Origin of the sequence: Facklamia sp. 7083-14-GEN3 (assembly GCF_024742075.1) — a bacterium.
Lineage (GTDB): Bacteria > Bacillota > Bacilli > Lactobacillales > Aerococcaceae > Facklamia.
In genome coordinates this window covers 203,861-230,341 of record NZ_JANSGD010000003.1, presented here as the reverse complement: position 1 = coordinate 230,341, position 26,481 = coordinate 203,861, and the positions used below count along the sequence as shown (strand labels likewise).

Here is a 26,481-nt window from a genome sequence, read left to right as displayed (position 1 = left end):
CATGGAAAACGTTCATCAAACAAGCAGTAAAGAAAAGATTGCTAATATCCTCTTGGATATTGAAGCAGTTAAAATCAGTTTAGATCCCCCCTTCACCTGGTCAAGCGGTTTAAAATCACCCATCTATTGTGATAACCGCCTAATCATTAGTCATCCGCAAAGCCGTCAGCTTTTAATTGAAGCCATGGTAGCAGCCGTTAAAGAAAACTTTGCAGAGGTCGAAGTTATCGCGGGTACAGCTACTGCTGGCATTTCTCATGCAGCCTTTTTGGCACAAGCATTAAACTTACCAATGATTTATGTGCGGTCTAGTCCTAAAGGACACGGCATGCACAATCAAATCGAAGGTCACTTGAGTCCAGGACAAAAAGTCCTAATGATTGAAGACTTGATCTCGACAGGTGGGAGCGTCATTAAAGCGGCTCACGCCGTTCAAAATGCTGGTGGTCAAGTGATTGGTGCCCTAGCTATCTTTAATTACTTATTAGAAGCCGGTCGTCAGAATTTTGCTAAAGAATCCTTCCCCTTAGTTACCCTGAGTGATTATGCTACTCTGATCGATATTGTTACTAAAAAGCCTGCTTTTGAAAATCATAAGCAAAGCTTAGCCAATTGGTACAAAGATCCTCAAGCTTGGAGCCAAGCTTTTAACTAAATTCAATAAATATTAATTAAAAAAGTCCGTGAACTTTTATTAAGGAGAGATATTATGAAAACTATAAATTATGATCGTCGTGCCCTTGTTACTTCAATGATTGCCTCTGGTTTAGATGATGTCAATGTGATGTTTTTGGCCTTTTCCCTATCCTCTATTATTGCTGATTTAAATATTTCCTCTACTCAAGCCGGTTGGATTGGAACCATTACGAACTTCGGAATGCTGTTTGGGGGACTTGTCTTTGGTGTTTTAGCAGACCGCTATAACAAATACAAAGTATTAAAATGGACCGTCGCGATTTTCTCTGTAGCTACCGCCCTTATCTTCTTTAGTCAAAGTATCAATACCCTTTTAGCTCTACGCTTCTTAGCTGGTATTGGGGTTGGTGGTGAGTACGGTGTTGCCCTAGCGATCATGGCGGGTATTGTCCCAAGCAACAAAATGGGCCGGATCTCCTCACTGAATGGTGTTATGGGACAAATCGGATCCATTACATCCGCTGTTTTAGCCAGCTTAATTGCACCAATCTTTGGCTGGAGAGGACTTTTTGCGCTAGGTATTCTACCTTTAATCTTAGTGACTTACATGCACTTTATGATTAAAGAAGATCAAATCACTGACCGTGGCAGCCAGAAAGTAGACCGTCAACAAGCCGGTAAAATCTCTGACCTTTTCAAAACCCCTGCCTTAGCCCATCAAACGATTGCTTTAATGGTGATGACTTCTGTTCAAATTGCTGGTTATTTTGGGATGATGAACTGGTTACCAACTATGATGCAAGGCAAATTAGGTATCAGCCTGGGCAACTCTAACCTTTGGATGATCACTACTATTGTGGGAATGTCTATCGGTATGTTAGTCTTTGGTTATTTCCTAGATATGTTTGGTCCGCGTTTAGTTTATGGCGTTTTCCTCATCATGTCAGCTATCTCTGTTTTCGCTTTTACTTATGTCAATTCTGCCTTAAGTCTTTTATTTGGCGGAGCTTTAATGGGATTCTTTGTTAATGGAATGTTTGCCGGCTATGGCGCCATGGTTACGCGCTTATACCCTCATCAAGTTCGAGCGGTAGCTAATAACACCATTTTAAACGTTGGCCGTGCCATCGGTGGTTTCTCTTCATTAATTATTGGAATGATTTTAGAAAACTATGATATGAGTGCCGTTATGATTTTCCTAACTAGTCTATATATTGTATCCTTCTGCTTCATGATTTCGATTAAAAACCTTAAGCAAGAAAGATATCAAACCATTCATACAACTAGCCCAGCACTTGAACCAGCTAAAGCTTAATACAATAAATAAAGCCCTCGACTTAAAGCGTCGAGGGCTATTATTTTTTGTCATTTAAAAAGGCTCAGCCTAAAAGACTGAACCCAAGTGATAGTATTATTCACCAATTGTATGATAGCGTTGGAAAATTTTCTTTAATGGGAAATATAAAACTGGCACTAAGATGGCTGTGACAAGTCCTGTAAAAAGACTAGCTGGCATGGCTGAAATCGCCATGGCAATTGCCGCAGAAGATGTGGCTCCTAAAATCATTTGGTTAATAATATGCTTACCAAAGATTAATACAATTTTAGTTAATGCTCCGACGATTCCTAATGTCACAATATGACTCATACTATCGTCTTTATGGAAGAATTTATTATATATTAATGAGACCACAATCAAAACCAAAAGGTTTTCTAAAAGGGTGAAATGAACAACATAGAAATAGCCATTTAAGCTATCAAAGAGAAAGAGTCCGATTAAAGCAGCGGCCGTCCCCCGTTTGAACCCCATTAACAAAACTGCTAAAACCACCAAGGCATTACCTGGATGAACAAAAGAGTTAGAGATGGCCGATGGCATCGGGACACGGATAAAGGTAATTGCAGCGATAATTAAAGCAGCGTAAATCCCGATTTGAACATACTTAAAGGTTTTATTATTTGACATATTTTACTTCCTTCTTCTTATGAATTTTTTAATCAATTGTTTTATAAATTAATGGCAATTCTTCAGCAGAATCAGCGATTTGAATCGCTTGGTCTAATCGCTCCAAGCAGTCATCAATATCTTCTCGGTTAGAATGGATAATTGCGAGTGCCTCTCCTTCTTGAATAGGGTCTCCTATCTTAGCTTTTAAGACAAGTCCTACTACTGGGTCAATTTTATCGTCTTTAACGGCACGCCCCGCTCCTAAAACCATGGCTGCTTCACCTACTAAATCGGCTACCCAATGACTAACCACTCCTGATTTCTTAGCTAAATAAGGAATTTGGTACTTGGCTTTACCCAATTTTTCCGGATTTTCGATGAATGAAGCATCGCCGCCTTGAATCTCAATAAATTCTCGGAATTTTTCTAATGCTGCTCCTGAGTCGATTTGAGCTTGCAACATTTCAATACCTTCTTGCAAACTTTCTACTTTCTCAGCAGATAATAGCATTTGCGCTCCAAGATTGAGACAAAGCTCTGTTAGATCTTGCGGACCTTTCCCTTTCAATGTTTCCACAGCTTCATTGACCTCTAAGGTATTGCCAATGGCAAACCCTAGCGGCTGATCCATATTGGATAAAACAGCAACTGTTTTTCGGCCTAAATGATTACCGATTTTAACCATGGTATTAGCTAATTCTTCAGCCATCTCAATTGTCTTCATGAAGGCGCCATCGCCTACTTTTACATCTAAGACAATCGCATCGGCACCCGAAGCAATTTTCTTAGACATAATGGATGAAGCAATTAAAGGAATGGACTGAACTGTAGAAGTGACATCTCTTAATGCATAAAGCTTTTTATCAGCGGGGGTTAAATCTCCTGTCTGTCCGACCACCGCCACTTGGTGTTGGTTTACTTGATCGATAAAAGCCGCTTCAGCGATTTCAAAATTAAAGCCATTGATTGTCTCCAATTTATCCAGCGTGCCACCTGTATGGCCTAAACCGCGCCCTGACATCTTAGCCACCGGAACACCGCAAGAAGCTACTAAAGGCGCTAAAACGAGGGTAGTTGTATCGCCAACACCTCCGGTCGAATGTTTATCCACTTTGATTCCTTTGATAGCGGAAAGATCGATTTGATCGCCTGATTCCACCATTGCCATAGTTAAATGACTAACCTCTTTAGCATCCATGCCATTAAAATAGACTGCCATATTAAAGGCGGCCATTTGATAATCAGGGATTTCACCTTTGGTAAATCCGTTAATGATATATTGGATTTCTGCTTGGGTTAGTGTTTGGTTTTCTTGTTTTTTATGGATTAAATCCACCATTCTCATACTTCATCATCCTCATTATAGTCTAGTTTGCAGTATTACTTCGTTCAATCTTTATAATTTCTCCATCCGCTTGGGCAACTAAAATAATATCAGCGTAATCTAAAAACAAACCATGTTCCACGACGCCTACTTTGGCTTTTATTTCAGATGCCAAAACTTGTGGATTAGGAATCTCTTCTAAATGGAGATCGATAATATAATTACCAGAATCTGTAATAAATAGTTTGTCTCCTTCAACTTTTCTAAAACTCGGTTTCATACCAGCACTTGCGAAAGCATCGTATACTTTCCACGATCCGAATCGAACCACTTCCACTGGTAGAGGGAACTTTCCTAATTGATCGACTAACTTGCTTTCATCCATGATCCAAATAATCTTGTCACTTTGTTCAGCAATTATTTTTTCATGTAAAAGGGCACCGCCACCACCTTTAATGCCGGCAAATTGACGAGTTGTTTCATCCGCTCCATCAACCAGTAAATCAATGTGATTAACATCATCAATTTCTTTTAAAGGTAAGCCTAATTTTAAAGCTTGTTCTGAAGAACGATCGGATGTAGAAACCGTTAAGATATTATCGAGCTCTCCTGCTTGGAAACGACGGCCTACTTCTTCAATAAACCAATAAGCTGTTGAGCCTGTTCCTAGACCTACAACCATGCCATCTTCAACATAAGAGGCTGCGTATTTACCTACTCGTTTTTTTGCTTCTTCCATACTAATCCTCCGTTATCCTATGTATTGTGCTATTTCACGTATATACTCTACCATATTTGATATTTGTTTTAAGTCTTCTTTTTCAGCGGTTCCGCCATGATAATCTAACAAATGCCATTCCTCGGGTCCCAAAATCACATCATCCAAACTAGTACCTGGTTGACGCTTCATTCGCTTGGAAGCTAAGTACATTAAAGAAAAGCGTTTAGAAGCAATTCGCCCTCTATAGTGAAAAGTGGCCAATTGTTTATATACCCTAGCAGTGAAGGTTTCCTTTAATAATTTAGCGAAATTGGTAAGATTTGGGGTAGAAATGCCCACAGTGAATAAGACCCAACTCGGTTCGCGGTAGCGATTCATCAACTGATTAATCAGTGTCGACTTGAAAATCCTTCCTGAGAAAACAAAAGTGCCCACAATGATTAAATCATAGTGGTTCAAAGTTGATTTATCGACCTCATTTAAAGCTACCATTGGAAAATCAAAGACCCTTTGAAGGGCCTTGGCATAAATCAAGGTGGATCCATAGGGTGACTCATAGATAATTAGACATTTCATAACATCCCCCCTCTATTACTATTACCTTAGCCATTATAGCACAATTGTATCTGTTGTGTTAATCGCTTCCAAGATTAACTTCAATGAATCTTTCGCATCCTTTATCTTTTTTGATATACTAGAATTATTAATCCTATAAAGGAGGCAATTGAATGCCACAAACAATCCATCTAGAGTGTCCAGTATGTCATGCCAAGCATGAACACATTATCGAAACTTCTATCAATAGTCAAAAACATCCCGAATTAAAACAAAAACTACTGGATGGGCAACTTCTAGCCTTTGAATGCGATCAATGCGGAGCAAAGAGACAAATAGAAACCCAAATACTCTATCATGATCCTCAGCTCAAGCTATTAATTTATTTAGCACCTAACTTTAAAGAAAATCGCGAAAAAATATTAAAAGGTCTTAGTCTAATGACTGCCGAAGAAGGTATAGATATTAGTGATTATCATTTAAGAGTAGTAACTTCAGGCCCTCAGCTGATTGAAAAAATCCAAATTTTTGATCGTGGATTTAATGACCAAGTAATGGAGGTTGTAAAAATCCTAACGGATGGGTTATTTGCCCAACAGGAGCCTGATCGAAAAGTCCTCAACCGCTTCTTTATTCACAAAGATAATCAAGATAAATTCCTTTATCTTACAGAGGATGAACAACTCATGGTTGATTACCATCCTTCACTTACAGAATTCATTTTAGATAAATTTAGCAAAGAATTAAAAAATGATTACCTCGGTCAATTTATTATGGTTGACTATGAATGGGCAAGTAATATAGCCAACCATCAACCAGGACCAGGTACAGAACGAGAAGATGATCAATAAATCTCCCAGCTATTCCTCAACAATTTATACAGTCAAATTGAAAACAGCCTACACAAGCGTGTGCAGGCTGTTCTTTTTATTTAACAACTAATTATTTAAGCAGTGGTACTAGTCTTCAAAAAGCTGCTCTTCTCTCACTAAATAAATAGGTCGTCGTTTATCCTCGGTAAAAATCTTACCAAGATATTTTCCAATAATACCCATGCACATAAATTGAAAGCCACCCATAAATAAAATTAATAAGGCCAAGAGATTCATCGATGAAATGCTTGCTTGATAAAATATTCCGGCAATTATCATATAAATTCCCCAAACCAAAGCTAAAGCTATACTGAAAAAACCTAAATAACTAGCAATTGTTAAAGGCAAGTCCGAAAAAGAAATCAAACCGTCGATGGCATAATCAAACAAGGAGCGAAAGGACCATGAAGATTGCCCAGCAACCCGTTTAATATTAGGGTACTCTAAATATTTCACCTTAAAACCAATCCATGAGAAAATGCCTTTTGAAAAGCGATTATACTCACTCAAAGACACAACTGCGTCTACGACTTGTGCCTTCATCAAACGATAGTCTCTTGTTCCTTCTGCTAACTCAACTCGCGAAATTAAATTGTTCAATTTATAAAAAAGACTGGCAAAAAAGGAACGAACAGCTGGTTCGCCTTCTCTAGAAGTCCTTCTGGTTGCTACCACATCCACATTCGGATCCTGGATCATTCGATACATATCTACTAGCATCATTGGTGGGTCTTGTAAATCCACATCCATAATGGCGACATACTCTCCTTTAGCATTTTTTAAGCCGGCATATAGCCCCGCTTCTTTACCAAAATTTCGAGAGAAAGATAGGTATTCAATGCTATCTGGATAGTGCTGAACCAATTTTTTAATGACATTTAAGGTGCGGTCAGTCGATCCATCGTCTACTAAAAGTAATTCGATTTCTACTTCTTTTAGGTCTTTTTGAACTTTTAAAATAGCTTCAATAAACGGCTGAATTGTCTTTTCCTCATTATAACAAGGTACAACAACAGTCATTACATTTTTTCTAACCAAAAAGATTCCTCATTTCTTAACATTTGCTGAATTAATTAGCAAGTCACTTGTCTTATTATTATATAACAAATTAATGGCAAACAGTCTATTATTAAAATTTTTTCATAAATAAAGTCTAGCAACATCCCACTCCAAAAAAATTAAACTTAACCACTGATTCTAATCAGTGGTTAAGTTTAAAATTAAATAATAAAGTATCTCGATAGCTGAAAACAGTTAAAGAACTTTCAGTGATAGCTGATCCAATTCTTTGGCTCCAATGGTATATTCGATCACCCACTCACACTTAGGTAAGGGGTCAGCTAATTTAAATACCAAAATCCACTCACCTGAAGGAAGTATACCCGAACGTGTCCCACTACTTGATTCTATCTCATCGATACTCAAAATAATCCGTCGACCTTGGCAAACATTTTGTATGTCAATTCGTAAATTATATTGTGAATCGTAAGCCATTATTGAGTCAATCTCATAACCTTGTTGAAAAGTATTGAATTCAAACACTAAATGACCAATAGTAGCTGGCACCTCTATACGTTCAATGATAAAAGAAGCTGCCGGATCCTCATAATCTTTAATTCTTAACCGCTTACTTATTAGTTGCAAGGCCATCTCCTCCTCCCAATCAAATGTTATTATTAAGTCTAACAGTTGATTGTGAATTTTGTAGCCTGTTTATTGTAAAGTTTGTGTAAATTTTTAAATGCTATCAGGAATTAACGCGGTTCTAATTTTACGCGTAAATATTCATCATTATATTCAATCAGCTTTTCTTGACCAAGGTTACGATATATCTCTAAACGATCAATAATTTCTTGAGGAGGATAAAAAGCTGGATCGGCAATTACTTCTGGATCCATTAAATCAATGGCATCTTTATTAGGAGTAGCATAGCCAATATATTCAGCATTTCTTGCTGCTATATCAGGTCGCATCAAGAAATCCATTAAAGCATGGGCACCTTCAATATTTTTTGCCCCTTTAGGAATCGCTAAAGTATCAAACCAAATGTTGGACCCTTCTTTTGGAACCATATAAGCTAAGTCTTCATTATCATACATAGCCGTAGCAGCTTCACCTGAATAAGTAATTGCTATTGGAGCCTCTCCAATCGTCGCATACATTTTAATCTCATCTGCAAGTAAGGCCAGAATATTGGGCATTAACTGCTTCATCTTTTGAGTTGCCTGAGCGATGAGTTCACTATCTGTCTCATTGAGAGAGTGGCCTTCGGATTGAAGACCAATCCCAATTACTTCACGGGCACCATCAATTACCATGATCTTATTGCGATATTCTTCCCGCCAAAGATCATTCCAACTAGTAATTTCACCTTCAGCAATTTGACTAGTGTCATAAAGAATACCTAAAGTACCCCAAAAATAAGGTACCGAATATTGATTTTGCGGATCAAAAGCTTGATCAAGAAATTCTTCATCGATATGTTTTAGATTAGGCAAACGTTTATGATCAATTTTTTCTAATAAATCTAATTCCTCCATTGTTTCAATCATGTATTCACTAGGGCCAATCAAGTCATAATTGGTACCACCCTGTTGAATTTTTGTTAACATAGCCTCATTGGAATCAAAGGTTTCATAAACTACCACATAATCCGTTTCTTCTTCAAATTCATCGATTAAATCAGGATCAATATAATCGCCCCAATTATAAAAGTTTATAATATTACTATCGCCCGTTAATCCTTGACTAGACTGCAGGTAATAACGTCCAACAAACATCAAAGCCACTGAAAGTAGAATGGCAATCATTGCTTTTACTAATGTTTTCATTACTTACCTCCTCTAGCTTGACGCATTCTAAGAGCTGCTCTGCGCTGTTCGCCGACTCTCAATGTGTAATAACCAAAGACTAATAGCAAGGCTAGTAGGAACATTAAAGTAGAGAGCGCATTAATTTCTAAACTAACCCCTGTTCTTGCACGAGAGTATACCTCCACTGACAATGTCGAGAATCCGTTTCCTGTGATAAAAAAGGTGACGGCAAAGTCATCTAAGGAATAAGTAAAGGCCATGAAATAACCGGCTAAAACGCCACTTTTAATGGAAGGTAAGATAATCCTAGATAAAATTTGATTTTGGTTAGCTCCTAAGTCTTGAGCCGCCGTAATCATGGAAGGATTCATTTCATAAAGTCTTGGTAAGACCATCAAAACCACTATCGGAACGTTGAAAGCGATATGTGATAACAGAACCGTTGTAAAGCCAAATTCAAACTTTAATAAGAATGAAAACATCAAGAGGAAGCTAGCCCCCATCATAACATCAGGCGTGACCATTAATACTGAGTTCAGATTAAGAATGGCCTGACGGTTACGATTCGAGCGATAATAATAAATTGCTATCGCACCTAGAGTACCAATGACTGTTGCAATTAAAGCTGACAACAAAGCGATAATAAAGGTATTTAAGATAAAAGTCATCAAACGTGTATCTTCAAACAAGGTCTGATAGTGCTCAAGTGTAAACCCAGAGAAATTTGTCATGTCGCCGCCAGCATTAAAGGAATAAAACATTAAATAGAATAAAGGTGCATACATTAATAAAAAGACAAAAGCGATATAAAGGGTAGATCCCATTCTTTTTTCAGTTTTATGCATCTTGAGCACCTCCTGCCTTGGATCGATCTCTGGTAATAAATAGAATAATAAACATAATGATCATTAAAACGACACCGATGGTTGATCCCATTCCCCAATCTTGGGTAACTAGAAAGTGCTGCTCAACCGCTGTACCTAGGGTGATCACGCGGTTTCCTCCAATTAAACGAGTAAGCATAAAAAGAGAAAGAGAAGGGATGAAGACTGCTTGGACACCCGAGCGCACTCCTCTAAGTGATAAAGGAAAAATCACACGGCGGACGATGGTCATTTTAGAAGCACCTAAGTCATAAGCTGCTTCTAACAAGCTGGGTTGAATTTCATTAATCGAATTAAAAATCGGTAAAAACATAAAAGGCAATTCGATATAAGCTGCTACTATAAGGAAAGAAACGTCAGTAAATAGTAATTGTTGTCTACCGAAACCAATCGCTTCAAAGAAATTATTTAAAGGACCCGAATTGCCTAAGATACCAATGAAAGCATAAGTTTTAAGCAATAAGTTAATCCAAGTAGGTAGAATAATAAGCATCAACCACAGATCTTTATTTTTACTTTTAGAAAGAAAATAAGCAAGTGGGTAGGCTAATAAAAAAGTGAATAAAGTTACAAGAAAGGCATACCAAAAGGAAGACAAAGTCATCCGGATATATTCCATTGAAGTGAAAAAATGTTGATAATTGGCTAGGGTAAATTGCCCATCAATCCCTATAAATGATCGTTGAAAAAGAACTATCAAGGGAGTAATCACAAAGACAGCTAGCCATAAATAATAGGGAATGGCTAATAAATGAATACTAGACTTCTTCATTTTCACCCTCCTCATATTGCTCTAAACGAGCATCAAATTCCTCCTCTGTTTCATTAAAGCGCATAACGTGAATCTCATCTGGACCAATCTGTAAGCCAATTTTTTGTCCGATTTCTACCTTCTCAGTTGTATGAATCATCCATTCATTCTGATCCTCATCATAGGCGATAATCTCATTAAACATCCCTCTAAAAAGCATAGTATCTACTGTCGCATTAATTTGACCTTGATTAGGAGCAGTAATCCTTACATCTTCAGGTCGAATAACGACTTCTACCGCTTCGCCTTTAGGGATTCCTGCATCTTCACAATCAAATTCATGACCGACAAATTTTACTCGATAATCATCTATCATGGTCGCATCAATAATATTGGATTCTCCGATAAAATCAGCCACGTAACGATTGATTGGCTCATCATAAATATCTGATGGGGTTCCTGATTGTACAATTTCCCCTCTGTCCATGACAAAAATCCAATCAGACATAGCCAAAGCTTCTTCTTGATCATGTGTAACGAAAACAAAAGTGATCCCTAAACGTTGTTGTAATTCACGCAATTCATATTGCATATCCGTTCTTAATTTTAAGTCTAAAGCAGAAAGCGGTTCATCTAAAAGTAAAACATCTGGCTCATTAACCAAGGCACGCGCAATCGCCACCCTTTGTTTTTGACCTCCTGACATTTCATTAATATTTCGCTCTTCATATCCTTCTAAACGCACTTGTTTGAGAGCGACTTGCACTTTATCTTTAATCGTTTGTTTATCTACATTTTTAACGGATAAACCAAAGGCAATATTATCAAACACATTCATATGCGGAAAAAGCGCATAATCTTGAAAAACAGTATTAACTTTACGTTTATTAGCAGGAATATTAGTTACTTCTTTTCCTTCTATCGATACAGTTCCTTCACTCGCTTGAGTGAAGCCTGCGATAATTCTTAAAATTGTTGTTTTACCGCATCCTGATGGTCCAAGCAAAGTATAAAACTGTCCTTGTTCCAACTCCATATTAATATTTTTTAACACCATTTGATCATCAAAGTGTTTTGAAACGTTCTTTAATTCGACACTTAGTAATGCTTCACTCATGCTTGCCACCCTCTTCTGTATTTTTTGAAGTAAACCTTCCGACCGATTATATCATGTTACGCCCTTGCTTTGTAATTTAGAATTCAATTTTTACCTTTGGGGATATTATTATTCGGTAATTGATAATTTTGCATAAAAAAAAGCCACATGAATTCACGTGACTTCTGATGTTTAGATGAACTAATCTACATCTTCACCTATAATTCTAACCTCTGTTTCAAGACGCACTTGGTTCTTTTTCCAAATAGTCGCTTGGATAAAAGCGATTAGATCTGTATAGTCGGTTGCTGTTGCATTGTCAACATTGACGATAAAGCCTGCGTGTTTTTTAGAAACTTCAGCTCCACCGATACGATGGCCTTGTAGACCAGCATCTTGGATTAACTTTCCAGTATAATAACCTTCTGGTCTCTTAAATACGGACCCACAAGAAGGATATTCTAAAGGCTGCTTGGATTGACGTAAATGGGTCAGATGATCCATTTCTTCTTTTATTAGCGCTGCATCTCCAGCTTGCAATTTAAAACGAACCGATAAAATCAAATCATTTTGCTCTTGAAAAATAGAATGACGATATGAAAAATGACAGTCAGGATTTTTAAAAGTCTTAATTAAACCATCGCGACTGATTACATCAACTTCGTCAATAACATCTTTGACTTCACCACCATAGGCTCCCGCATTCATATATACAGCCCCTCCAATTGAACCCGGTATGCCACAAGCAAACTCTAAGCCCGTAAGTGAATGATCGAGTGCTAAGTGCGTCAATTTAATCAATGACGCTCCTGATTCAGCTTCAAGGGTGTTAGAATCAATGCGTCGCATCGACTTCATCTCAGTCATCATGATCACCACACCACGAATGCCACCATCTTTTACGATTAAGTTGGAAGCATTGCCTAAAACCGTTAGAGCTAATTGCTGATCTTTTACAAAGTTAACAATGCTCTCCACTTGAAAACGATCTTTAGGAAAGACTAAATAATCTGCCTTCCCACCTGTTTTAGTATAAGTATATTTAGATAATGGTTCATCTTTTAGTATTTTGATGTTAGGAAATTTTTCTAATAAATTCATTTTGTTTTCCCCTTCGGTATAATCGTCTTTCTATTCTAGTTAAAAGGATGTCACTTGTAAAGTGACACCCTCTTATGAAAACGATTTACTGCAGTATTTTTTCCATGGTGTAAACATCATAATAGAAGTGACCATGTCTCAAACGTTGACTTAAAGTTCCTTTAATATCAAAACCAAAAGATTTATAGAGTCGCACGGCCCGTTGATTCTCAGTGACCACTTCTAAAGTTAAAATTTTTAAATCAACTTTTTTAGCAAAATCAATCAATTCCTGCACAATCATTTTACCAATTCCATAGCCCCAATAATCTTTTACAATCGATACGCCTAATTCGGCGATATGGTCTTGCTTATGGTTTGATAAATTAGCTAAATTACCAATTCCAATAACTTGACCATCAACTTCAATGATTAAGAGTAATGATTTTTTAGCTAATAGATATTTTCGAATTAAATCTTTTTCTTGTTGAACATCTAATGATAAACCTTCAGGTCCGGTCGTTAAATAATTTGTTTCTTTCCCAAGATGCCTCATTAAACCCAATATGGCTCTAGCATCTTTTACTTGTGCTTGACGAATTGAGAGTTGAATCTCCTCTTCGACCATTTCAACTTGCTTTTCTTGGTCTGGATTTTCCCGATAGGACATTGGTTAATCGATCCTTTCTATATGATCCTCAAACTTTTGAAAAATGATTTGATGATTATTGTCTGCTTTGGGAGAGAGCGTTATTTCTATTTGTCGTTGGTTTTGTTCCACCAATTCAAATGCTATTTTTATATAGTTTTTCGGCAAATAATCCATAATATATTGTGGCCATTCAACTAAACTAATCGTCTGCTGATCGAAAAACAAATCAAAATCAACAGTATCCGCTCCACCTTCTTCTAAGCGGTAAGCATCAATATGAACCATCCGATCAGCTAATTGGTTGAGCTCATATTCTTTAGCAATGGTGTAGGTTGGACTTTTTATAGCTCGATCAATACCTAATTGACGCCCAAAAGCTTGTGTAAAAGCTGTCTTTCCTGATCCTAGTGGACCTGAAAGTAAAATAAGGCTTCCTGGTTGAATAACCCTAGCTAAAATTTTAGCCAAATTTTGTGTATCTACTAAATTATGACTTGTAAAGTTTATCATTTATTTTCCCCAATCACTTACTTATAAATTTAGTATAACGAACATCTTGTAAAACATCGAATTATTTGACTTTAGAGGCAATTATTGCTAATTTTAAAGTAATAGAAAATGAGGAGGTCAGTTCATGAAAAAAATATTACAAATATCCACAGCACTTATTTTAACGGTCTTTCTAGGTGCTTGTGATATGTTACCTGGAAATGATACAAATGACACAGCAGAGGTGGAAAACGCCCCTACCGAAGAGGTTACTACTTCTGAAGGTGAAGAAAATGAAACAGACACAACCATGACTGCTAATGAAACAACCATGGAAGAATCAACCGTCGAAACAGCCGCTAATGATGCTGAGGGACAAGAAGGTACAGCAACCATTATTATTAATCAAGAATCTGGGGATCCTCTTGAATATGAAGTAAATAATATTGGAGGAGTGAGTGTCCTAGATGCTATGTCTGCAATTGAAGAGTTAGAATTCAACTTCAATGAAGACGAAGGTGTTGTTGATGTTATCGATGGTGTAGAGAATGATTACGCACCTAACACTTGGATGTATTTAATTAACAAGCAATTTGCAGAGCTTGGGGTTGTCTCTCAAACATTAGAAGATGGTGACGAAATCGAATGGTACTATGGTACTATCGACGATATTCCTGTCACAATCATACCAGCCGAGTAATTAAAAGATAACATAAAAAACCGCTCATTTAATGAGCGGTTTTTTATGTTATCTTTTAAAACTTAATTTTTTAATGTAATAACTTTTATGAGTTTGTTTTTTTAGCGATTATAATATGTTTTAAAACGACCTGCTTCTTCAAGAATTTGACCAATTTCTAACAAACTACGGTCATTCTTAGCAAATGTATTGAACATTACCCCCATTGGCAAGTCATTTTCAGTTACATAGGTTGGTAAACTCAAAGCTGGCGTTCCGGTTAAATTAGCTAACTGAGTATATGGGGTTAGGGTCCATGCTGGTAGCCATTGGTCATATATAAGTTTTAATTTTTCTTCTTTATTTAATTTTGACATATCCTGCATTTTAGTAGCTATTTCGTCACTAATATGATTATATCCAGCTTCAGGAGCAGGATAAGCATTAGTTGCAGTTAAGAAGATTGGGTATTGTTTATAAAACTCATTCATCTCTTCAGTTATTTGCTGAATATATTCCCAAGCGCCCGCTACATCCTCATCCTTTAGATCTTTAGAAGTTTGATACAGTGCCCATGTTAAAAGCTCAACATCTTCTTTTTCAATCGCACGATCGAGATATGCCTCTGCTAAAGAATCTAAGGACCCAGCAGCAGAAGAAGCTAATATATAATATTGTTCCATTAACTTTTTGCCGTCAATCGGATAGTCAACTTCTACTAGTTGGAACCCTTCACTTTCTAAAAATTCAACCACTTCTGTGACTGCATTAATTGCATCTTGCGAAATTGGTGTCCCTGCTGGTGTTTGGGTTGTATAAGCAATTGGCGTTGTCTTATCAAAAGAGGATTGTAGGATAGAATCGTCCTCTTTATCTTTTAATAAGTTTTCAAATAGCTCGATTGTGTCCTGCATTGATTTTGTTTCAGCAAAATGAGTGGTCTGATTTTCTTGAACATCTTCATCCCATAATAGAATGCCTCTAGAAGGGTGTAGCCCGATTAATCCTGACCATGAAGCGGGAATACGAGTTGAACCTCCAGCATCACTTGAACTAGCTACTGGCACTTGACCAATGGCTACAGCAGCTGCTGATCCTCCTGATGAACCTCCCGGATTATGGTCTAAGTTCCAAGGATTATGCGTATTTCCATATAATTCAGAATTAGTTACATTAATCCAACCATACTGAGGATAAGTAGATTGACCAATTATAATAAATCCTGCATCTCTAAAAGCTTCGACATACCCGCTATCCTCCGCAAAAGTTTCATTTTGTAAGAATTCAATACCTAGCGAATTAACACCACCTTTTACACCGTGACCTAAACCCTTTACTAGCATCGGTACTCCATAAAAAGGTTGCCCTGTGTCCTCTAATGCTTCAGCTTCTGCAAATGCTTCTTCTTTACGAATAGATAGAATATTTTTCAGATCCGGATTGGTCTCCTCAATTACCTGAAAAGCTAACTGAATTAACTCTTTACTTGTAGTTTGTCCACTTCGGATCATGGCTGCAAGCGTGCTTGCATCTAACGTTTTATATTCTTCAACCGTAAGCGGATTTTGTGAAACATCTTCCAGACTACTTTGTGAATTCAAATTAGATTCACTTGTGGTTTCTTCGGTTGCAAGCTGATCCTCCGCGTAAACATTCCCGAGAATAGGCGAGAAAGCATTTAATACAATAGTTGTTAACATTAAAGCTTGTTTTGTAAGTGTTTTTTTCATTTTTTCCTCCAATAAGTAATTTTTCACAAATTTCATTGTAACATGTTCTATCATTTTGTGAAAATGAATTTCATTAAGATTTCATGAGAAAAGCTTCTCAGTCAATAGTTTGACTGAGAAGCTTTGTTGTTACTTTATTTAATTTTAGTTATTTAAAGCTTGATTAGCTGTAATAATTGCCACTTTAAATACATCGTCTTCTACACACCCTCTTGAAAGATCCGAAACTGGCTTATTCAGTCCTTGTAAAATGGGACCAACTGCTTGGAAATTACCCAAGCGTTGCGCAATTTTATAGCCAATATTTCCTGATTGGATTTCTGGAAAGACGAAGACAGTCGCTTGACCATCGAGAATTGAACCAGGAACCTTTTGCGCAGCCACCTCAGGAACTATGGCCGCATCAAATTGCATTTCACCGTCAATGGTCAATTCAGGTGCCAATTCTTTGGCAATCTTTGTGGCCTCTGTTACTTTATCGACTTCCGGCGATTTTGCTGAACCGTAAGAAGAAAAACTTAACATAGCCACTTTAGGATCGATTCCAAAAATTTCGGCTGTTTTTGCACTTTCTACCGCAATTTCAGCTAAAGATTGCGCATCAGGATTAATATTGATGGCACAATCCGCAAACACTAATTTTTGACCATTGGTGTGAGGTGGAACCATAATAAAGGCGCCTGAAATTAATTTAACGCCTGGACGCGTTTTAATAATTTGTAAAGCAGGTCTTACCGTATCTCCGGTTGAGTAAACGGCGCCACACACCATTCCATCCGCTTGATCGGTATAAACTAGCATTGTTCCAAAATAAGCAGGATCTTTCAAGAGTTCGATTGCTTGCTCTTTGGTGTTTTTTCCTTTACGTCTTTCTACAAAAGCGTCAATTAATTGATCCATTTCTTCGTAATCAGCTGGATCATAGATCGTAATGCCTTCAATCACCCAATTTTTTTCATTTGCTAGACGCTTAATTTCTTCCTTGTCACCTAACACAATCGGTTCCACAATATCTTCCGCATGCAAACGTATTGCTGCTCCTAAGACACGTGGATCTGTCCCCTCAGGAAAAACTATTTTAATGCCTTTTCCTATTATTTTATCTTTTAACTCTTGAAACATAAATTGATCACTCCTTAATATTCACTGTCAAATCTAATGATACACTTTTATAAAACTGTTCTCAATAAATTTATTTAAAATTGTAATTAGTCTCCAGAATAGAGTTTATTATCAACTTAATCTGCTTTATCATCTGTTACACTATGTTGGGAATTCTGTTCGAAAACTTTCTCATTTTAACTTTCTTTATCAACCTTAGAATGATTTAGCATTCGATTTACCTTCTTCTTGCTAGCATGATTTTTGCGATAATTATCGATTAGCTTTTTAAACAATAAGCGATACAATAAATAAATTGCCATCCAAATGATTAATAAGGGTATAGCTGCTACTAATAATAAAACAAGATTCTCAAGCATCCACTTGGTAGAGACCAAAGCTTCTTTAAAAGTATTCGCTATACGACTTGTAAAGGAATAATTTTGATTGCGTTCTTCTGCTAGAACATAGCGCTCACTCAAAGTTATATTGATAGTGGCTTGTTCTATTTGATTTTCTAAGTTGGATTTCTCGGATAAATATTGGTCTCTTTGAATAATAGCATTTTCAATTTCCGTTTGAATTTGCACAATTTCTTCAATCTGTTCTGCTTGACCTAACAAGTCATTTAAACGATCTAAACGTTCTTCAACTGCTTCTATACGAATTTCAATATCATTGACAGATCGTGTGACATCCTCAACGCCCTTACTAGCTGAACGTAATAAAACATCCGGTAAATCTTGGAGTTTTTTAAGCGTTTCATTAAAGTCTGCTTGTGGAATGCGAGCAACCAACGACAGCTCTCGTAATTCTTGCTTATTATTAGTAGTTTTTCCATTATCCATCAAATATTCATTCTGATATTGAATACTACCTTGAATGTTTTCAACTACTTCAAACAAAGCTTGTTTGGCATCATCATATTTTAAGGTTTCAAAATATAGGTCGGCATTTTGAAGCAAATTAACTTGATCAGCATTAACTTCTTCTTGATAGCTTTCATTAGCTCTTTTGATTTGTTGATTCTCTAAACTTACTGTATTATTAAGAGTTTGTTCTGAAATATCTTCTGAATAAGATGAACTTTGATCGAGATTTTCACAAGCAACTAAACTCGTTGCTAGCGCTACTAATAATAGCAATAGCTTATGATACTTTTTCATTTTATTTCCTCCTGTAAATATTTTCTTTTATTATACTAATAAACATACTGAAGGACTAAATTTTACTTGCATTTTTCTGTCTACAGTTGTAAACTTTAATTGAGGTTACAATTGTAATCGGAAAGGAGTTTTCTTAATGCTAGAGAGTCTATCAGTCCCTTCGATCACTGATGCAGAATGGGAAATTATGCGAATAGTCTGGGCCAATCAGTCATTGACTTCACGTCAAATTATTGATATTGCTAGTCAATTTTCGGATTGGAAAGAAGCCACTATTAAAACTTTAATTAATCGCTTATTGCAAAAAGATCATCTGATTCTTAAAGGCGATCAAAAACCTTATCACTATCAAGCAAACATCTCTGAAAAAGAGGCGGTTCAAGCAGAAATAAATAACCTGATGGATCGTATTTGCAATAAAGATAAAGCTTCTTTTATTTATCAAGTAATTAACGAGGCCACCTTATCACAAGCTGATTGTGAGCAATTGATAAAAAAATTGCAGCATAAAAGTGTGAAAGCTCCAATGGAAGTAAAATGTAATTGTCCAGTCGGTCAGTGCCAATGTCATATACAGTCTCATTAATAAACGGAGGAATTATTATGAAAAAACAAGATTTTAATGTCCAAGGTATGTCTTGCAGCCATTGCGCTCAAACTATTCAAGATTTACTCTTATCGATGGATGGCGTTGAAGATGTTAATATTCAACTTGATACAAAAAAAATTACTATTGAGCATCAAGATCCTTTAACTACGGAAGATTTTAACCATGTCTTAAAAGATACACACTATCAATTAAGCAAATAATTAATCTTTGAAGGAGGATAAAAATGCAATCAAATATTTATAATGTTGATGGAATGTCTTGCGCTTCTTGTGCAATGACTGTCGAAAAAACGCTCAATGAGACACAAGGCGTTGAAAAAGCAGAAGTCAATCTACTAAACCATTCTGTCAAAGTCAATTTTGATCCTCAAAAAATCAATTTTGAAACACTGGCTGATCGAGTTAAAAAAGTAGGCTATCAGCTATTACCTTCTATTAATGAAGCACTCATTCAAAATTTTCGGATTGATGGGATGTCTTGTGCTTCTTGTGCGATGACTGTCGAAAAAGTAGCCAATCAACTCTCAGATGTTCAATCCGCTCAAGTCAATTTCGCTACTTCTACATTGAACGTTGAGTGGAATCATACAGCTCACCCAGACAAAGCTATTGAGGCTGTGCAAAAAGCTGGTTATGATGCCAGTTTAATTATTTCTCCTGAGGAACAATATCAAAAAGACTTAGAACGGGAACAGCAACATTTAAAAAGGTCCAAACAAAAAATTATAAGCATGGTCTTGTTCACTCTCCCACTATTTCTTTTAGCAATGGGTCCAATGATTGGCCTGCCTATTCCAGATTCTTTATCAATGAATCAAAATCCTAGCATTCATGCCCTCATTCAGATGATTTTAAGTAGTGCTGTCATCTATTTAGGTAGAGAATTATTTGTCCGTGGATTTAAGAGTCTTTTGAATGGTCACCCTAACATGGACAGCTTAGTCGCTATAGGTAGCGGGGCCGCCTTTATTCAAGGTATAGTGGTAACACTCTTTTTATTTATCAATCCCATTCAAAATGGCCAACATATTGAACTATACTTTGAATCAGCAGCTGTGATTGTCACTTTGATGACAGTCGGCAAGTATTTAGAAGATATTGCTAAAGGACGAACTTCTTCAGCTATTAAAGCCTTAATGGATTTAGCGCCTAAAGAGGCACGAAGAATTAAAGAAGATGGTTCGATTGAAATTATTCCAACTGAACGCATCCAACCAGGTGATCATTTACAAATAAGACCTGGAGACACTATTCCTATGGATGGAATCATTCTTGAAGGTCAATCCAGTGTCGATGAATCGATGTTAACTGGTGAAGCAATGCCCGTTAACAAAAGCAAAGGAGACTTCGTAACGGGGGCTAGTTTAAATAAAACAGGAGGCTTTACTCTAGAAGTAGAGCGTGTGGGCCAGGATACCACGCTCTCTCAAATTATTCAATTAGTAAATGAAGCCCAATCTTCCAAAGCTCAAATCGCTAAATTTGCTGATGTTGTAGCTTCTTATTTCGTCCCAACTGTTATGATAATTGCCTTAATCAGTGGCCTGTTCTGGTTCTTTATAATGACTCAATCCTTAACTTTCAGTTTACAGATTTTCATTAGTGTTTTAATCATTGCTTGTCCCTGTGCACTGGGCTTAGCCACTCCAACAGCAATTATGGTAGGAACAGGCAACGCTGCTCAAAAGGGTATTTTAATTAAAAGTAGTGCCAGTCTAGAAACAACCCATCAAGCAGATACTATTTTACTTGATAAAACAGGCACTATCACACAAGGGAAACCCAGTGTGACTGATTTCTACCCAGTTGATGAAAAAGATAAAGATATTCTATTAAATAAGTTAGCAAGTGTTGAAGCCAACTCAGAACACCCGCTAGGAAAGGCAATAGTTGACTATGCTGAGGGTGCTGGCTTAGATTATAAACCTTTAAAACACATTCAGTCGATTACTGGTAAGGGTATCACAGCCGAAATTGATGATGAAAGTATTCAAATTGGTAATTTGCGCTTAATGGAAGAATCATTAACCCAGCCTATCCCTCAAGACTTCATCTCACTTGCTAATAAACTGAGCCACGAGGCTAAGACCGTTATTTTCTATGCTGTTAATCGTCAATTCCAAGGATTATTAGCGATTTCAGACCCCATAAAAGAATCAAGTACTGAAGTAATAAAAAATCTAAAAGCAATGAGACTAAAGGTAATGATGGTGACAGGCGATAATCAAGCCACAGCAGAGCATATTGGCCAATTAGTAGGAGTGGATAAAGTCTTTGCAGAAGTTTTACCTGAAGATAAGTCGCGGATCGTTAAGGAAGTGCAAGCAGCCGGCAATAAAGTGATTATGGTCGGTGACGGTATTAATGACGCTCCTGCCTTAGCACAAGCTGACATCGGTATGGCAATTGGTTCCGGGACCGATATTGCTATTGAGTCAGCTGATATTGTGTTGATGAATAACAATTTAACCACCATTCCGACTGCTATTAACTTGAGTCATGCTACTATCCGTAATATCAAACAGAATCTATTCTGGGCTTTCTTCTATAATGTGGTAGGAATTCCTTTTGCTATGGGTGTTGTCTATTTATTTGGTGGTCCATTACTCAACCCAATGATAGCCGCCTTAGCTATGAGTTTTTCTTCCATCTCGGTTTTACTAAATGCCCTTCGCTTAAAATATTTTGCTTAATATCTATTAACTCATTTAAGGAGTGGTTCAAGGCGAACCACTCCTTTTTTAGCGTTAATCAATTAATTTTCATGGATTTTCTTGAATTCATACACCAAACGAGAAAAATTTACTATAATAGAAGTATCAGCTTATAAAATACTTCTTAAAGAAAGGATTTAAACATGACTCAATTATATTTTGCAAGCCCCCTCTTTAATGAGATGGAACTAGCCTTCAACCAGAAAGTTGCTAATGAATTAAGACAAGCCATGCCCTCTCTAAATATTTTTTTACCTCAAGAACAAGCTGAAATTAACGACAAGCAATCCTATGCCGATTCAAGAATGATTGCTCGTTTGGATACAGAAGCTGTGCTAGCAAGCGACATTGTCTTAGCTGTCTTAGATGGGCAAATCATTGATCCAGGTGTAGCTAGTGAAATTGGTGTTGCCTACCAAGCAGGTATTCCTATCATTGGTTTATTTTCAGACTCCCGTCAACAAGGAGCAGATAACCCTCAAAAAATTGAAGCACTCAAAGAAGTGGCAGAATCACAATTTGCTTATGCCAACTTATATACCGTGGGACTAATCAAACTCAATGGAAAAGTTGTTTCTCATTCATCTGATATTGCCCCTGCGATTGAAGAAATCTTAAATAAAAACTAAACGTCAACATGTTACTAAGTCAAAATAGATGGGTGGAAATGTATGTATTCCAATAAAGTAGGTTTAATTGATATCGGTTCAAACACCATTCGAATGGTGATTTATGGAATCGACCAATATTATGATATTCATGAAATTACTAATCTTAAAGTACCTGCGCGTTTATCACAATACTTGAATAAAGATGAAAACGAGCAAGTAATAATGTCTGATAAAGGCATTCAGAAACTAACTGAAACACTTGCCAGTTTTAATTATGCTGCTCGTGCACATAAAATCGAAGATTTAATTGTCTTTGCTACAGCAGCTATTCGCCAATCCACTAACCAAAAAAATATCATTCAGCGCGTTTTAGAAGAAACAGGTATCGAAATTCGCATCTTATCCGAAAAGGAGGAAGCATCACTTGGCCAGTACGCTATTTCACATTCTTTGCCCAATCGTAATATGGTGACTATTGATATGGGTGGAGGTTCTTGTGAAATAACCTTGTCTGAAAACAAAGAGATTAAGCATTACCATTCCTTTCCATTTGGTGTAGTCAGCTTAAAGGAAAAGTTCTTTAAAGATAAAGATCACAACGATCCAACAGCCATTGAAAAGACAAGACGCTATCTACAAAAAGCTTTTAAATCATTGGATTGGCTAAAAAAGATAGAATACCCGATCGTTGCAGTCGGTGGGTCTGCGCGTAATATTGCTCAAGTCCATCAACGTTTACAGAACTATCCGATTGCTGGCTTACATGGCTATCGACTCTCTGAAAACAATCTAAAAACCACACTTGAACTATTTCAGTCAACTAATTATCAAGATATGCAGGATATTGACGGGTTGAGTTCAGATCGAACGGACATTATTATTCCAGCTAATTTAGCACTTATTGAACTTTTTCAAATCGTCAATGCCCCTACTCTATATATTTCTAGACAAGGGCTAAGAGATGGTGTTATTACCTACTACTTAAATGATCATTATGACCAACCCATTGATCCTGAGCATATTCACGTTCGAAGTGTCGCCAAAATCTGTCGTGACTTTAAAGTTCATCAAAAAGTCGCAGATGTGCGAACTAAGATAGCCATTGATCTTTATAAGCAACTTACTGATTTAGGACAGCTCGAATATTCCTATGCTCAGCAAGTGGAATTAGAAATGGCAAGTTATCTCTACCGATGTGGTCAATTCATCTCTAAAGAAGCTGATTCACAAACAACCTTCTATCTTTTATCCAATATGGATTTGGCCGGTTTTTCCCACCGCGATCGTGTCCGTTTAGCTTTATTAAGCAGTTACCGTAATAAATCTTTACTCTATCAATATTGTCAATCTTTTACCGATTGGTTTAGTAGCGAAGAGATTCGAAAACTTCAAGCTTTAGGGGGTATTTTAAAATTTAGCCAATCATTAAACGACTCGAAAACCTCTCCAATTAAAAATATTAAATTAGAAAAAAAGAAAAAAGAGTATGTCTTAACCCTTTATCATCGAGGTCCTGTGGTGGCCGAACAATACCGGGCGGATCGTCACGCTAAACACATTGCCCGAAGCCTTGATGGAGCTTTGAAATTGAAATATGTTGATTTAGAGGCTTAACAAAAATTGAGAGGAGAAATAAAATGACTGAGACCAAAAAAAAGAAAAAGAAAACAGCTAGTAAGAATAAGCGTATCTCTAATCCCAGAGAAAATGGTGGACAATTTGATAATCCTGACTATTATTTTAACCGCGAATTATCTTGGTTAGACTTTAATTTACGCTGTATTGACAATGCATATGACATGACCAATCCTTTACTGGAACAAATTAACTTCTTAGCCATTGCTTCTTCCAATCTCGATGAATTTTTTATGGTCAGAGTTTCTGGTGTTTACGATCAATTTTTAGCAAATGTGGAGGTCTCCGAAAATAAGACCTGTCAAACCCCCGAAGAATTACTAGAAAATATTAGCCAGCGCAATCATCGTAATGTTACCAAACAATATAAACGATACCATGAATTGATGGCGCTTTTACCAAATACTGGCTATCAAATGAAGTCCATCGATGAATTATCCACCTCTGAAAAAGCAGAAATAGACTATTACTTTAAAACTTTACTCTTACCCACTCTTTCCCCATTAGGAATTGATGCCTATCGACCTTTTCCCCATCTTGTTAATAAAGTTTTAAACATTATGGTTAAGCTCGAAAAGGATGGCGAAGAACACCGGGCAATCCTCCCCATCCCTCAACTGATTGAACGCTATTTCATTATTGAAGGACAAGTCAACACCATAGTATTAGTAGAAGACATTATCATCCACCACCTTGATCGCATCTTTGAAGGCTATGAGGTTGTAGCTGCTTATCCTTTTCGAATTACACGTAATGCGGATTTTTCGATTGTAGAAGATGGCGCTTCAGATTTGTTAGTTTTGATTGAAGACTACGTCAAGCAGAGAAAAAATGGAATGGCTGTCCGTATTGAGATTGACCGCTCACGATTAATGAATTTTTCTGAACAAAACCTTACTTATTTGCAAGAAGTCTTTGAGTTAGAAGAAAATGCCGTTTACTTGATTGACGGACCGCTCGATTTAACTTTCCTTTTTGCCTTAAGGGAAGAAATAGGTGAAGACAACCCTCAATTCTTATTTGATAAACATATTCCATTTCTCAATCCTCAGCACCTAGGAGATAGTCTATTCACTCAGGCAAAAGACCATGATATCTTTCTCCACCATCCTTATGATTCATTCGATCCGGTGGTTAACTTAATAGCATACGCTGCGCAAGATCCTCAAACTATCGCAATTAAACAGACTCTTTACAGAGTTTCTAGAAATTCTCCTATCATCTCAGCCTTAAAAACCGCTGCCGAAAATGGAAAAGAAGTCACCGTATTGGTGGAATTAAAAGCGCGATTTGATGAAGAAAATAATGTTTATTGGGCCAAAGAATTAGAAGAAGCAGGCTGTCATGTTTTATATGGCGTCAGTGAATTAAAGACCCATTCCAAAATCTCACTGGTCATTCGCAAGGAAGATAATAAAATCCAACCTTACCTTCATCTAGGAACGGGTAATTATAACGATAAAACAGCTAAAATTTATACCGATATGGGGTTGTTCACCACACATCCTGGTTTAACGGATGATTCTACCAACTTCTTTAATTATTTAAGCGGTTATAGTAGCTTGCCTGATTATAAACATTTACATGTTTCACCCTTTGCTATTCGAGATTCTCTAATGGACTATATTGATGAAGAAATCGCTTATCAAAAGCAATACAGTAATGGACGTATCATTGCCAAAATGAATTCATTAACCGATCTTCCGCTCATTCAAAAGCTCTATGAAGCGAGTCAAGCGGGTATTTCAATTGATTTAATTGTTAGAGGTATTTGCTGTTTGAAGCCTGGTATATCCGGTATATCCGATAATATCCGTGTGCGTTCAATAGTGGGTCGCTTTTTAGAACATTCTCGTGTGTATTACTTTAACCATAATGGTGATAAGCACCTATTCCTCTCTTCTGCTGATATGATGACACGCAATATGATTAAGCGTGTCGAAATTGAATTCCCGATCTTAGATAAAGATATCGAGGCTGATATAGTGGACTATTTAGAGCTTCAATTAGCGGATAATATGAAAGCACGTGAACTGCAAGTAAACGGCGATTATATCCGCCCAGTTATCATTGAAGACAAAAAAATCAACTCGCAAGAAATTTTAATCGAACGAGCTAGCCAACGTCAAAAAGATCTCGATGAGCGCTTAGCTAAAGAAAAACAAAGTCACAAAATTCGACTCAGTAAACTAAATCCCGCTCGTGATAATCAGACTAAACAGTCAAAACCGCAAGAAGCTTCTTTAATGAAACGCTTCTTAGATTGGTTACGCAGTCTATAATACTTTAACTCTGTCTATAAATAGACAGAGTTATTTATTTTATAGTAAGTTTATCAATCAGCTATATTTCTTAATGCTTTTTAGTCCTTATCATGCTAGAATGAAGGCGTATGTCTATGAATCTAAGATGGAG

The 26,481-nt window shown here is 36.8% G+C and carries 26 protein-coding genes; 10 read left to right on the top strand and 16 right to left on the bottom strand.

The annotated features are described in order from the left end of the window. The first annotated feature begins 1 nt into the window (after position 1). Positions 2-655 carry an orotate phosphoribosyltransferase gene (gene pyrE / locus NW240_RS07270; protein ID WP_258436867.1) on the top strand — a complete coding sequence of 218 codons (654 nt, stop codon included), beginning with the start codon at positions 2-4 and terminating at the stop codon, positions 653-655. Positions 656-709: 54 nt separating this feature from the next. Beyond that, positions 710-1,951, top strand: coding sequence for an MFS transporter (locus NW240_RS07265; protein ID WP_258436866.1), 1,242 nt, complete (start codon positions 710-712; stop codon positions 1,949-1,951). Positions 1,952-2,047: 96 nt separating this feature from the next. Here NW240_RS07265 and NW240_RS07260 read toward each other — a convergent pair whose 3' ends face one another. From NW240_RS07260 to NW240_RS07245, 4 genes are read right to left on the bottom strand one after another with little or no spacing between them, the layout of a single operon-like run. Further along, positions 2,048-2,602 (bottom strand): ECF transporter S component, encoded by a 555-nt coding sequence (locus NW240_RS07260; RefSeq protein WP_258436865.1) that lies wholly within the window; start codon positions 2,600-2,602, stop codon positions 2,048-2,050. 28 nt (positions 2,603-2,630) lie between these two features. Beyond that, positions 2,631-3,929: a pyrimidine-nucleoside phosphorylase gene (locus NW240_RS07255; RefSeq protein ID WP_258436864.1), complete on the bottom strand. Its 1,299-nt coding sequence runs from the start codon at positions 3,927-3,929 to the stop codon at positions 2,631-2,633. 22 nt (positions 3,930-3,951) lie between these two features. Beyond that, positions 3,952-4,647 (bottom strand): ribose-5-phosphate isomerase RpiA, encoded by a 696-nt coding sequence (gene rpiA / locus NW240_RS07250; protein ID WP_258436862.1) that lies wholly within the window; start codon positions 4,645-4,647, stop codon positions 3,952-3,954. 12 nt (positions 4,648-4,659) lie between these two features. Next, complete coding sequence (locus NW240_RS07245; protein WP_258436861.1) at positions 4,660-5,205, bottom strand: flavodoxin domain-containing protein; 546 nt, start codon at positions 5,203-5,205, stop codon at positions 4,660-4,662. Between the two features lie 152 nt (positions 5,206-5,357). Between NW240_RS07245 and NW240_RS07240 the strand changes: the two genes are divergently transcribed. After that, entirely contained in the window at positions 5,358-6,035 is a 678-nt protein-coding gene (locus NW240_RS07240; protein ID WP_258436860.1) for a CpXC domain-containing protein, read from the top strand. Between the two features lie 108 nt (positions 6,036-6,143). On the opposite strand, the gene NW240_RS07235 is transcribed toward NW240_RS07240, so the two are convergent. The 9 genes from NW240_RS07235 to tsaE form a co-directional block, all read right to left on the bottom strand. Further along, a complete protein-coding gene (locus tag NW240_RS07235) occupies positions 6,144-7,076 on the bottom strand; it encodes a glycosyltransferase family 2 protein (RefSeq protein WP_258436921.1) in 933 nt (310 codons plus the stop codon). A 234-nt stretch (positions 7,077-7,310) separates the two neighbouring features. Beyond that, positions 7,311-7,700: a hypothetical protein gene (locus NW240_RS07230; RefSeq protein WP_258436859.1), complete on the bottom strand. Its 390-nt coding sequence runs from the start codon at positions 7,698-7,700 to the stop codon at positions 7,311-7,313. Positions 7,701-7,810: 110 nt separating this feature from the next. Further along, a complete protein-coding gene (locus tag NW240_RS07225) occupies positions 7,811-8,887 on the bottom strand; it encodes a PotD/PotF family extracellular solute-binding protein (protein ID WP_258436858.1) in 1,077 nt (358 codons plus the stop codon). Then, the gene (locus NW240_RS07220; RefSeq protein WP_258436857.1) at positions 8,887-9,714 is read right to left on the bottom strand and encodes an ABC transporter permease; all 828 of its coding nucleotides are present in this window, start codon (positions 9,712-9,714) and stop codon (positions 8,887-8,889) included. The genes NW240_RS07225 and NW240_RS07220 overlap by 1 nt, the downstream gene beginning before the upstream one ends. After that, positions 9,707-10,525, bottom strand: coding sequence for an ABC transporter permease (locus NW240_RS07215; protein WP_258436856.1), 819 nt, complete (start codon positions 10,523-10,525; stop codon positions 9,707-9,709). The genes NW240_RS07220 and NW240_RS07215 overlap by 8 nt, the downstream gene beginning before the upstream one ends. Beyond that, positions 10,512-11,621: an ABC transporter ATP-binding protein gene (locus tag NW240_RS07210; protein WP_258436855.1), complete on the bottom strand. Its 1,110-nt coding sequence runs from the start codon at positions 11,619-11,621 to the stop codon at positions 10,512-10,514. The genes NW240_RS07215 and NW240_RS07210 overlap by 14 nt, the downstream gene beginning before the upstream one ends. A gap of 180 nt (positions 11,622-11,801) precedes the next feature. After that, a complete protein-coding gene (gene murB / locus NW240_RS07205) occupies positions 11,802-12,701 on the bottom strand; it encodes a UDP-N-acetylmuramate dehydrogenase (RefSeq protein ID WP_258436854.1) in 900 nt (299 codons plus the stop codon). 85 nt (positions 12,702-12,786) lie between these two features. Next, positions 12,787-13,350: a GNAT family N-acetyltransferase gene (locus NW240_RS07200; RefSeq protein WP_258436853.1), complete on the bottom strand. Its 564-nt coding sequence runs from the start codon at positions 13,348-13,350 to the stop codon at positions 12,787-12,789. Positions 13,351-13,353: 3 nt separating this feature from the next. Next, on the bottom strand, positions 13,354-13,842 hold the full coding sequence (gene tsaE / locus NW240_RS07195) for a tRNA (adenosine(37)-N6)-threonylcarbamoyltransferase complex ATPase subunit type 1 TsaE (protein WP_258436852.1): 489 nt from the start codon (positions 13,840-13,842) through the stop codon (positions 13,354-13,356). Positions 13,843-13,966: 124 nt separating this feature from the next. Here tsaE and NW240_RS07190 point away from each other — a divergent pair, with 124 nt between their 5' ends. Further along, positions 13,967-14,521 carry a DUF4430 domain-containing protein gene (locus NW240_RS07190; protein ID WP_258436851.1) on the top strand — a complete coding sequence of 185 codons (555 nt, stop codon included), beginning with the start codon at positions 13,967-13,969 and terminating at the stop codon, positions 14,519-14,521. Between the two features lie 101 nt (positions 14,522-14,622). On the opposite strand, the gene NW240_RS07185 is transcribed toward NW240_RS07190, so the two are convergent. From NW240_RS07185 to NW240_RS07175, 3 genes are all read right to left on the bottom strand, one after another. Beyond that, positions 14,623-16,230, bottom strand: coding sequence for an amidase family protein (locus tag NW240_RS07185; protein WP_258436850.1), 1,608 nt, complete (start codon positions 16,228-16,230; stop codon positions 14,623-14,625). A 144-nt stretch (positions 16,231-16,374) separates the two neighbouring features. Further along, the gene (gene pta / locus NW240_RS07180; protein ID WP_258436849.1) at positions 16,375-17,352 is read right to left on the bottom strand and encodes a phosphate acetyltransferase; all 978 of its coding nucleotides are present in this window, start codon (positions 17,350-17,352) and stop codon (positions 16,375-16,377) included. A 176-nt stretch (positions 17,353-17,528) separates the two neighbouring features. Continuing rightward, positions 17,529-18,497, bottom strand: a complete 969-nt coding sequence (locus NW240_RS07175) for a DUF4349 domain-containing protein (RefSeq protein WP_258436848.1) — start codon at positions 18,495-18,497, stop codon at positions 17,529-17,531. Between the two features lie 136 nt (positions 18,498-18,633). On the opposite strand from NW240_RS07175, the gene NW240_RS07170 reads away from it, so the two are divergent. The 6 genes from NW240_RS07170 to NW240_RS07145 all read left to right on the top strand — a co-directional run bounded on the left by NW240_RS07170 (position 18,634) and on the right by NW240_RS07145 (position 26,348). After that, a complete protein-coding gene (locus NW240_RS07170) occupies positions 18,634-19,083 on the top strand; it encodes a CopY/TcrY family copper transport repressor (RefSeq protein WP_258436846.1) in 450 nt (149 codons plus the stop codon). A 17-nt stretch (positions 19,084-19,100) separates the two neighbouring features. After that, a complete protein-coding gene (locus tag NW240_RS07165; RefSeq protein ID WP_258436845.1) occupies positions 19,101-19,307 on the top strand; it encodes a heavy-metal-associated domain-containing protein in 207 nt (68 codons plus the stop codon). Positions 19,308-19,330: 23 nt separating this feature from the next. Next, positions 19,331-21,799, top strand: a complete 2,469-nt coding sequence (locus NW240_RS07160) for a heavy metal translocating P-type ATPase (protein WP_258436844.1) — start codon at positions 19,331-19,333, stop codon at positions 21,797-21,799. A gap of 164 nt (positions 21,800-21,963) precedes the next feature. Beyond that, positions 21,964-22,449 (top strand): nucleoside 2-deoxyribosyltransferase, encoded by a 486-nt coding sequence (locus tag NW240_RS07155; protein WP_258436843.1) that lies wholly within the window; start codon positions 21,964-21,966, stop codon positions 22,447-22,449. 42 nt (positions 22,450-22,491) lie between these two features. Next, complete coding sequence (locus tag NW240_RS07150) at positions 22,492-24,045, top strand: Ppx/GppA family phosphatase (RefSeq protein WP_258436841.1); 1,554 nt, start codon at positions 22,492-22,494, stop codon at positions 24,043-24,045. Positions 24,046-24,068: 23 nt separating this feature from the next. After that, on the top strand, positions 24,069-26,348 hold the full coding sequence (locus tag NW240_RS07145) for an RNA degradosome polyphosphate kinase (RefSeq protein ID WP_258436840.1): 2,280 nt from the start codon (positions 24,069-24,071) through the stop codon (positions 26,346-26,348). Positions 26,349-26,481 lie beyond the last annotated feature (133 nt).

Bases quoted from the DNA above. Each gene is read 5' to 3' on its own strand.
- pyrE (WP_258436867.1), top strand. From the start codon at position 2: ATGGAAAACGTTCATCAAACAAGCAGTAAAGAAAAGATTGCTAATATC.
- NW240_RS07265 (WP_258436866.1), top strand. From the start codon at position 710: ATGAAAACTATAAATTATGATCGTCGTGCCCTTGTTACTTCAATGATT.
- NW240_RS07260 (WP_258436865.1), bottom strand. From the start codon at position 2,602: ATGTCAAATAATAAAACCTTTAAGTATGTTCAAATCGGGATTTACGCT.
- NW240_RS07255 (WP_258436864.1), bottom strand. From the start codon at position 3,929: ATGAGAATGGTGGATTTAATCCATAAAAAACAAGAAAACCAAACACTA.
- rpiA (WP_258436862.1), bottom strand. From the start codon at position 4,647: ATGGAAGAAGCAAAAAAACGAGTAGGTAAATACGCAGCCTCTTATGTT.
- NW240_RS07245 (WP_258436861.1), bottom strand. From the start codon at position 5,205: ATGAAATGTCTAATTATCTATGAGTCACCCTATGGATCCACCTTGATT.
- NW240_RS07240 (WP_258436860.1), top strand. From the start codon at position 5,358: ATGCCACAAACAATCCATCTAGAGTGTCCAGTATGTCATGCCAAGCAT.
- NW240_RS07235 (WP_258436921.1), bottom strand. From the start codon at position 7,076: ATGACTGTTGTTGTACCTTGTTATAATGAGGAAAAGACAATTCAGCCG.
- NW240_RS07225 (WP_258436858.1), bottom strand. From the start codon at position 8,887: ATGAAAACATTAGTAAAAGCAATGATTGCCATTCTACTTTCAGTGGCT.
- NW240_RS07220 (WP_258436857.1), bottom strand. From the start codon at position 9,714: ATGCATAAAACTGAAAAAAGAATGGGATCTACCCTTTATATCGCTTTT.
- NW240_RS07215 (WP_258436856.1), bottom strand. From the start codon at position 10,525: ATGAAGAAGTCTAGTATTCATTTATTAGCCATTCCCTATTATTTATGG.
- NW240_RS07210 (WP_258436855.1), bottom strand. From the start codon at position 11,621: ATGAGTGAAGCATTACTAAGTGTCGAATTAAAGAACGTTTCAAAACAC.
- murB (WP_258436854.1), bottom strand. From the start codon at position 12,701: ATGAATTTATTAGAAAAATTTCCTAACATCAAAATACTAAAAGATGAA.
- NW240_RS07200 (WP_258436853.1), bottom strand. From the start codon at position 13,350: ATGTCCTATCGGGAAAATCCAGACCAAGAAAAGCAAGTTGAAATGGTC.
- tsaE (WP_258436852.1), bottom strand. From the start codon at position 13,842: ATGATAAACTTTACAAGTCATAATTTAGTAGATACACAAAATTTGGCT.
- NW240_RS07190 (WP_258436851.1), top strand. From the start codon at position 13,967: ATGAAAAAAATATTACAAATATCCACAGCACTTATTTTAACGGTCTTT.
- NW240_RS07185 (WP_258436850.1), bottom strand. From the start codon at position 16,230: ATGAAAAAAACACTTACAAAACAAGCTTTAATGTTAACAACTATTGTA.
- pta (WP_258436849.1), bottom strand. From the start codon at position 17,352: ATGTTTCAAGAGTTAAAAGATAAAATAATAGGAAAAGGCATTAAAATA.
- NW240_RS07175 (WP_258436848.1), bottom strand. From the start codon at position 18,497: ATGAAAAAGTATCATAAGCTATTGCTATTATTAGTAGCGCTAGCAACG.
- NW240_RS07170 (WP_258436846.1), top strand. From the start codon at position 18,634: ATGCTAGAGAGTCTATCAGTCCCTTCGATCACTGATGCAGAATGGGAA.
- NW240_RS07165 (WP_258436845.1), top strand. From the start codon at position 19,101: ATGAAAAAACAAGATTTTAATGTCCAAGGTATGTCTTGCAGCCATTGC.
- NW240_RS07160 (WP_258436844.1), top strand. From the start codon at position 19,331: ATGCAATCAAATATTTATAATGTTGATGGAATGTCTTGCGCTTCTTGT.
- NW240_RS07155 (WP_258436843.1), top strand. From the start codon at position 21,964: ATGACTCAATTATATTTTGCAAGCCCCCTCTTTAATGAGATGGAACTA.
- NW240_RS07150 (WP_258436841.1), top strand. From the start codon at position 22,492: ATGTATTCCAATAAAGTAGGTTTAATTGATATCGGTTCAAACACCATT.
- NW240_RS07145 (WP_258436840.1), top strand. From the start codon at position 24,069: ATGACTGAGACCAAAAAAAAGAAAAAGAAAACAGCTAGTAAGAATAAG.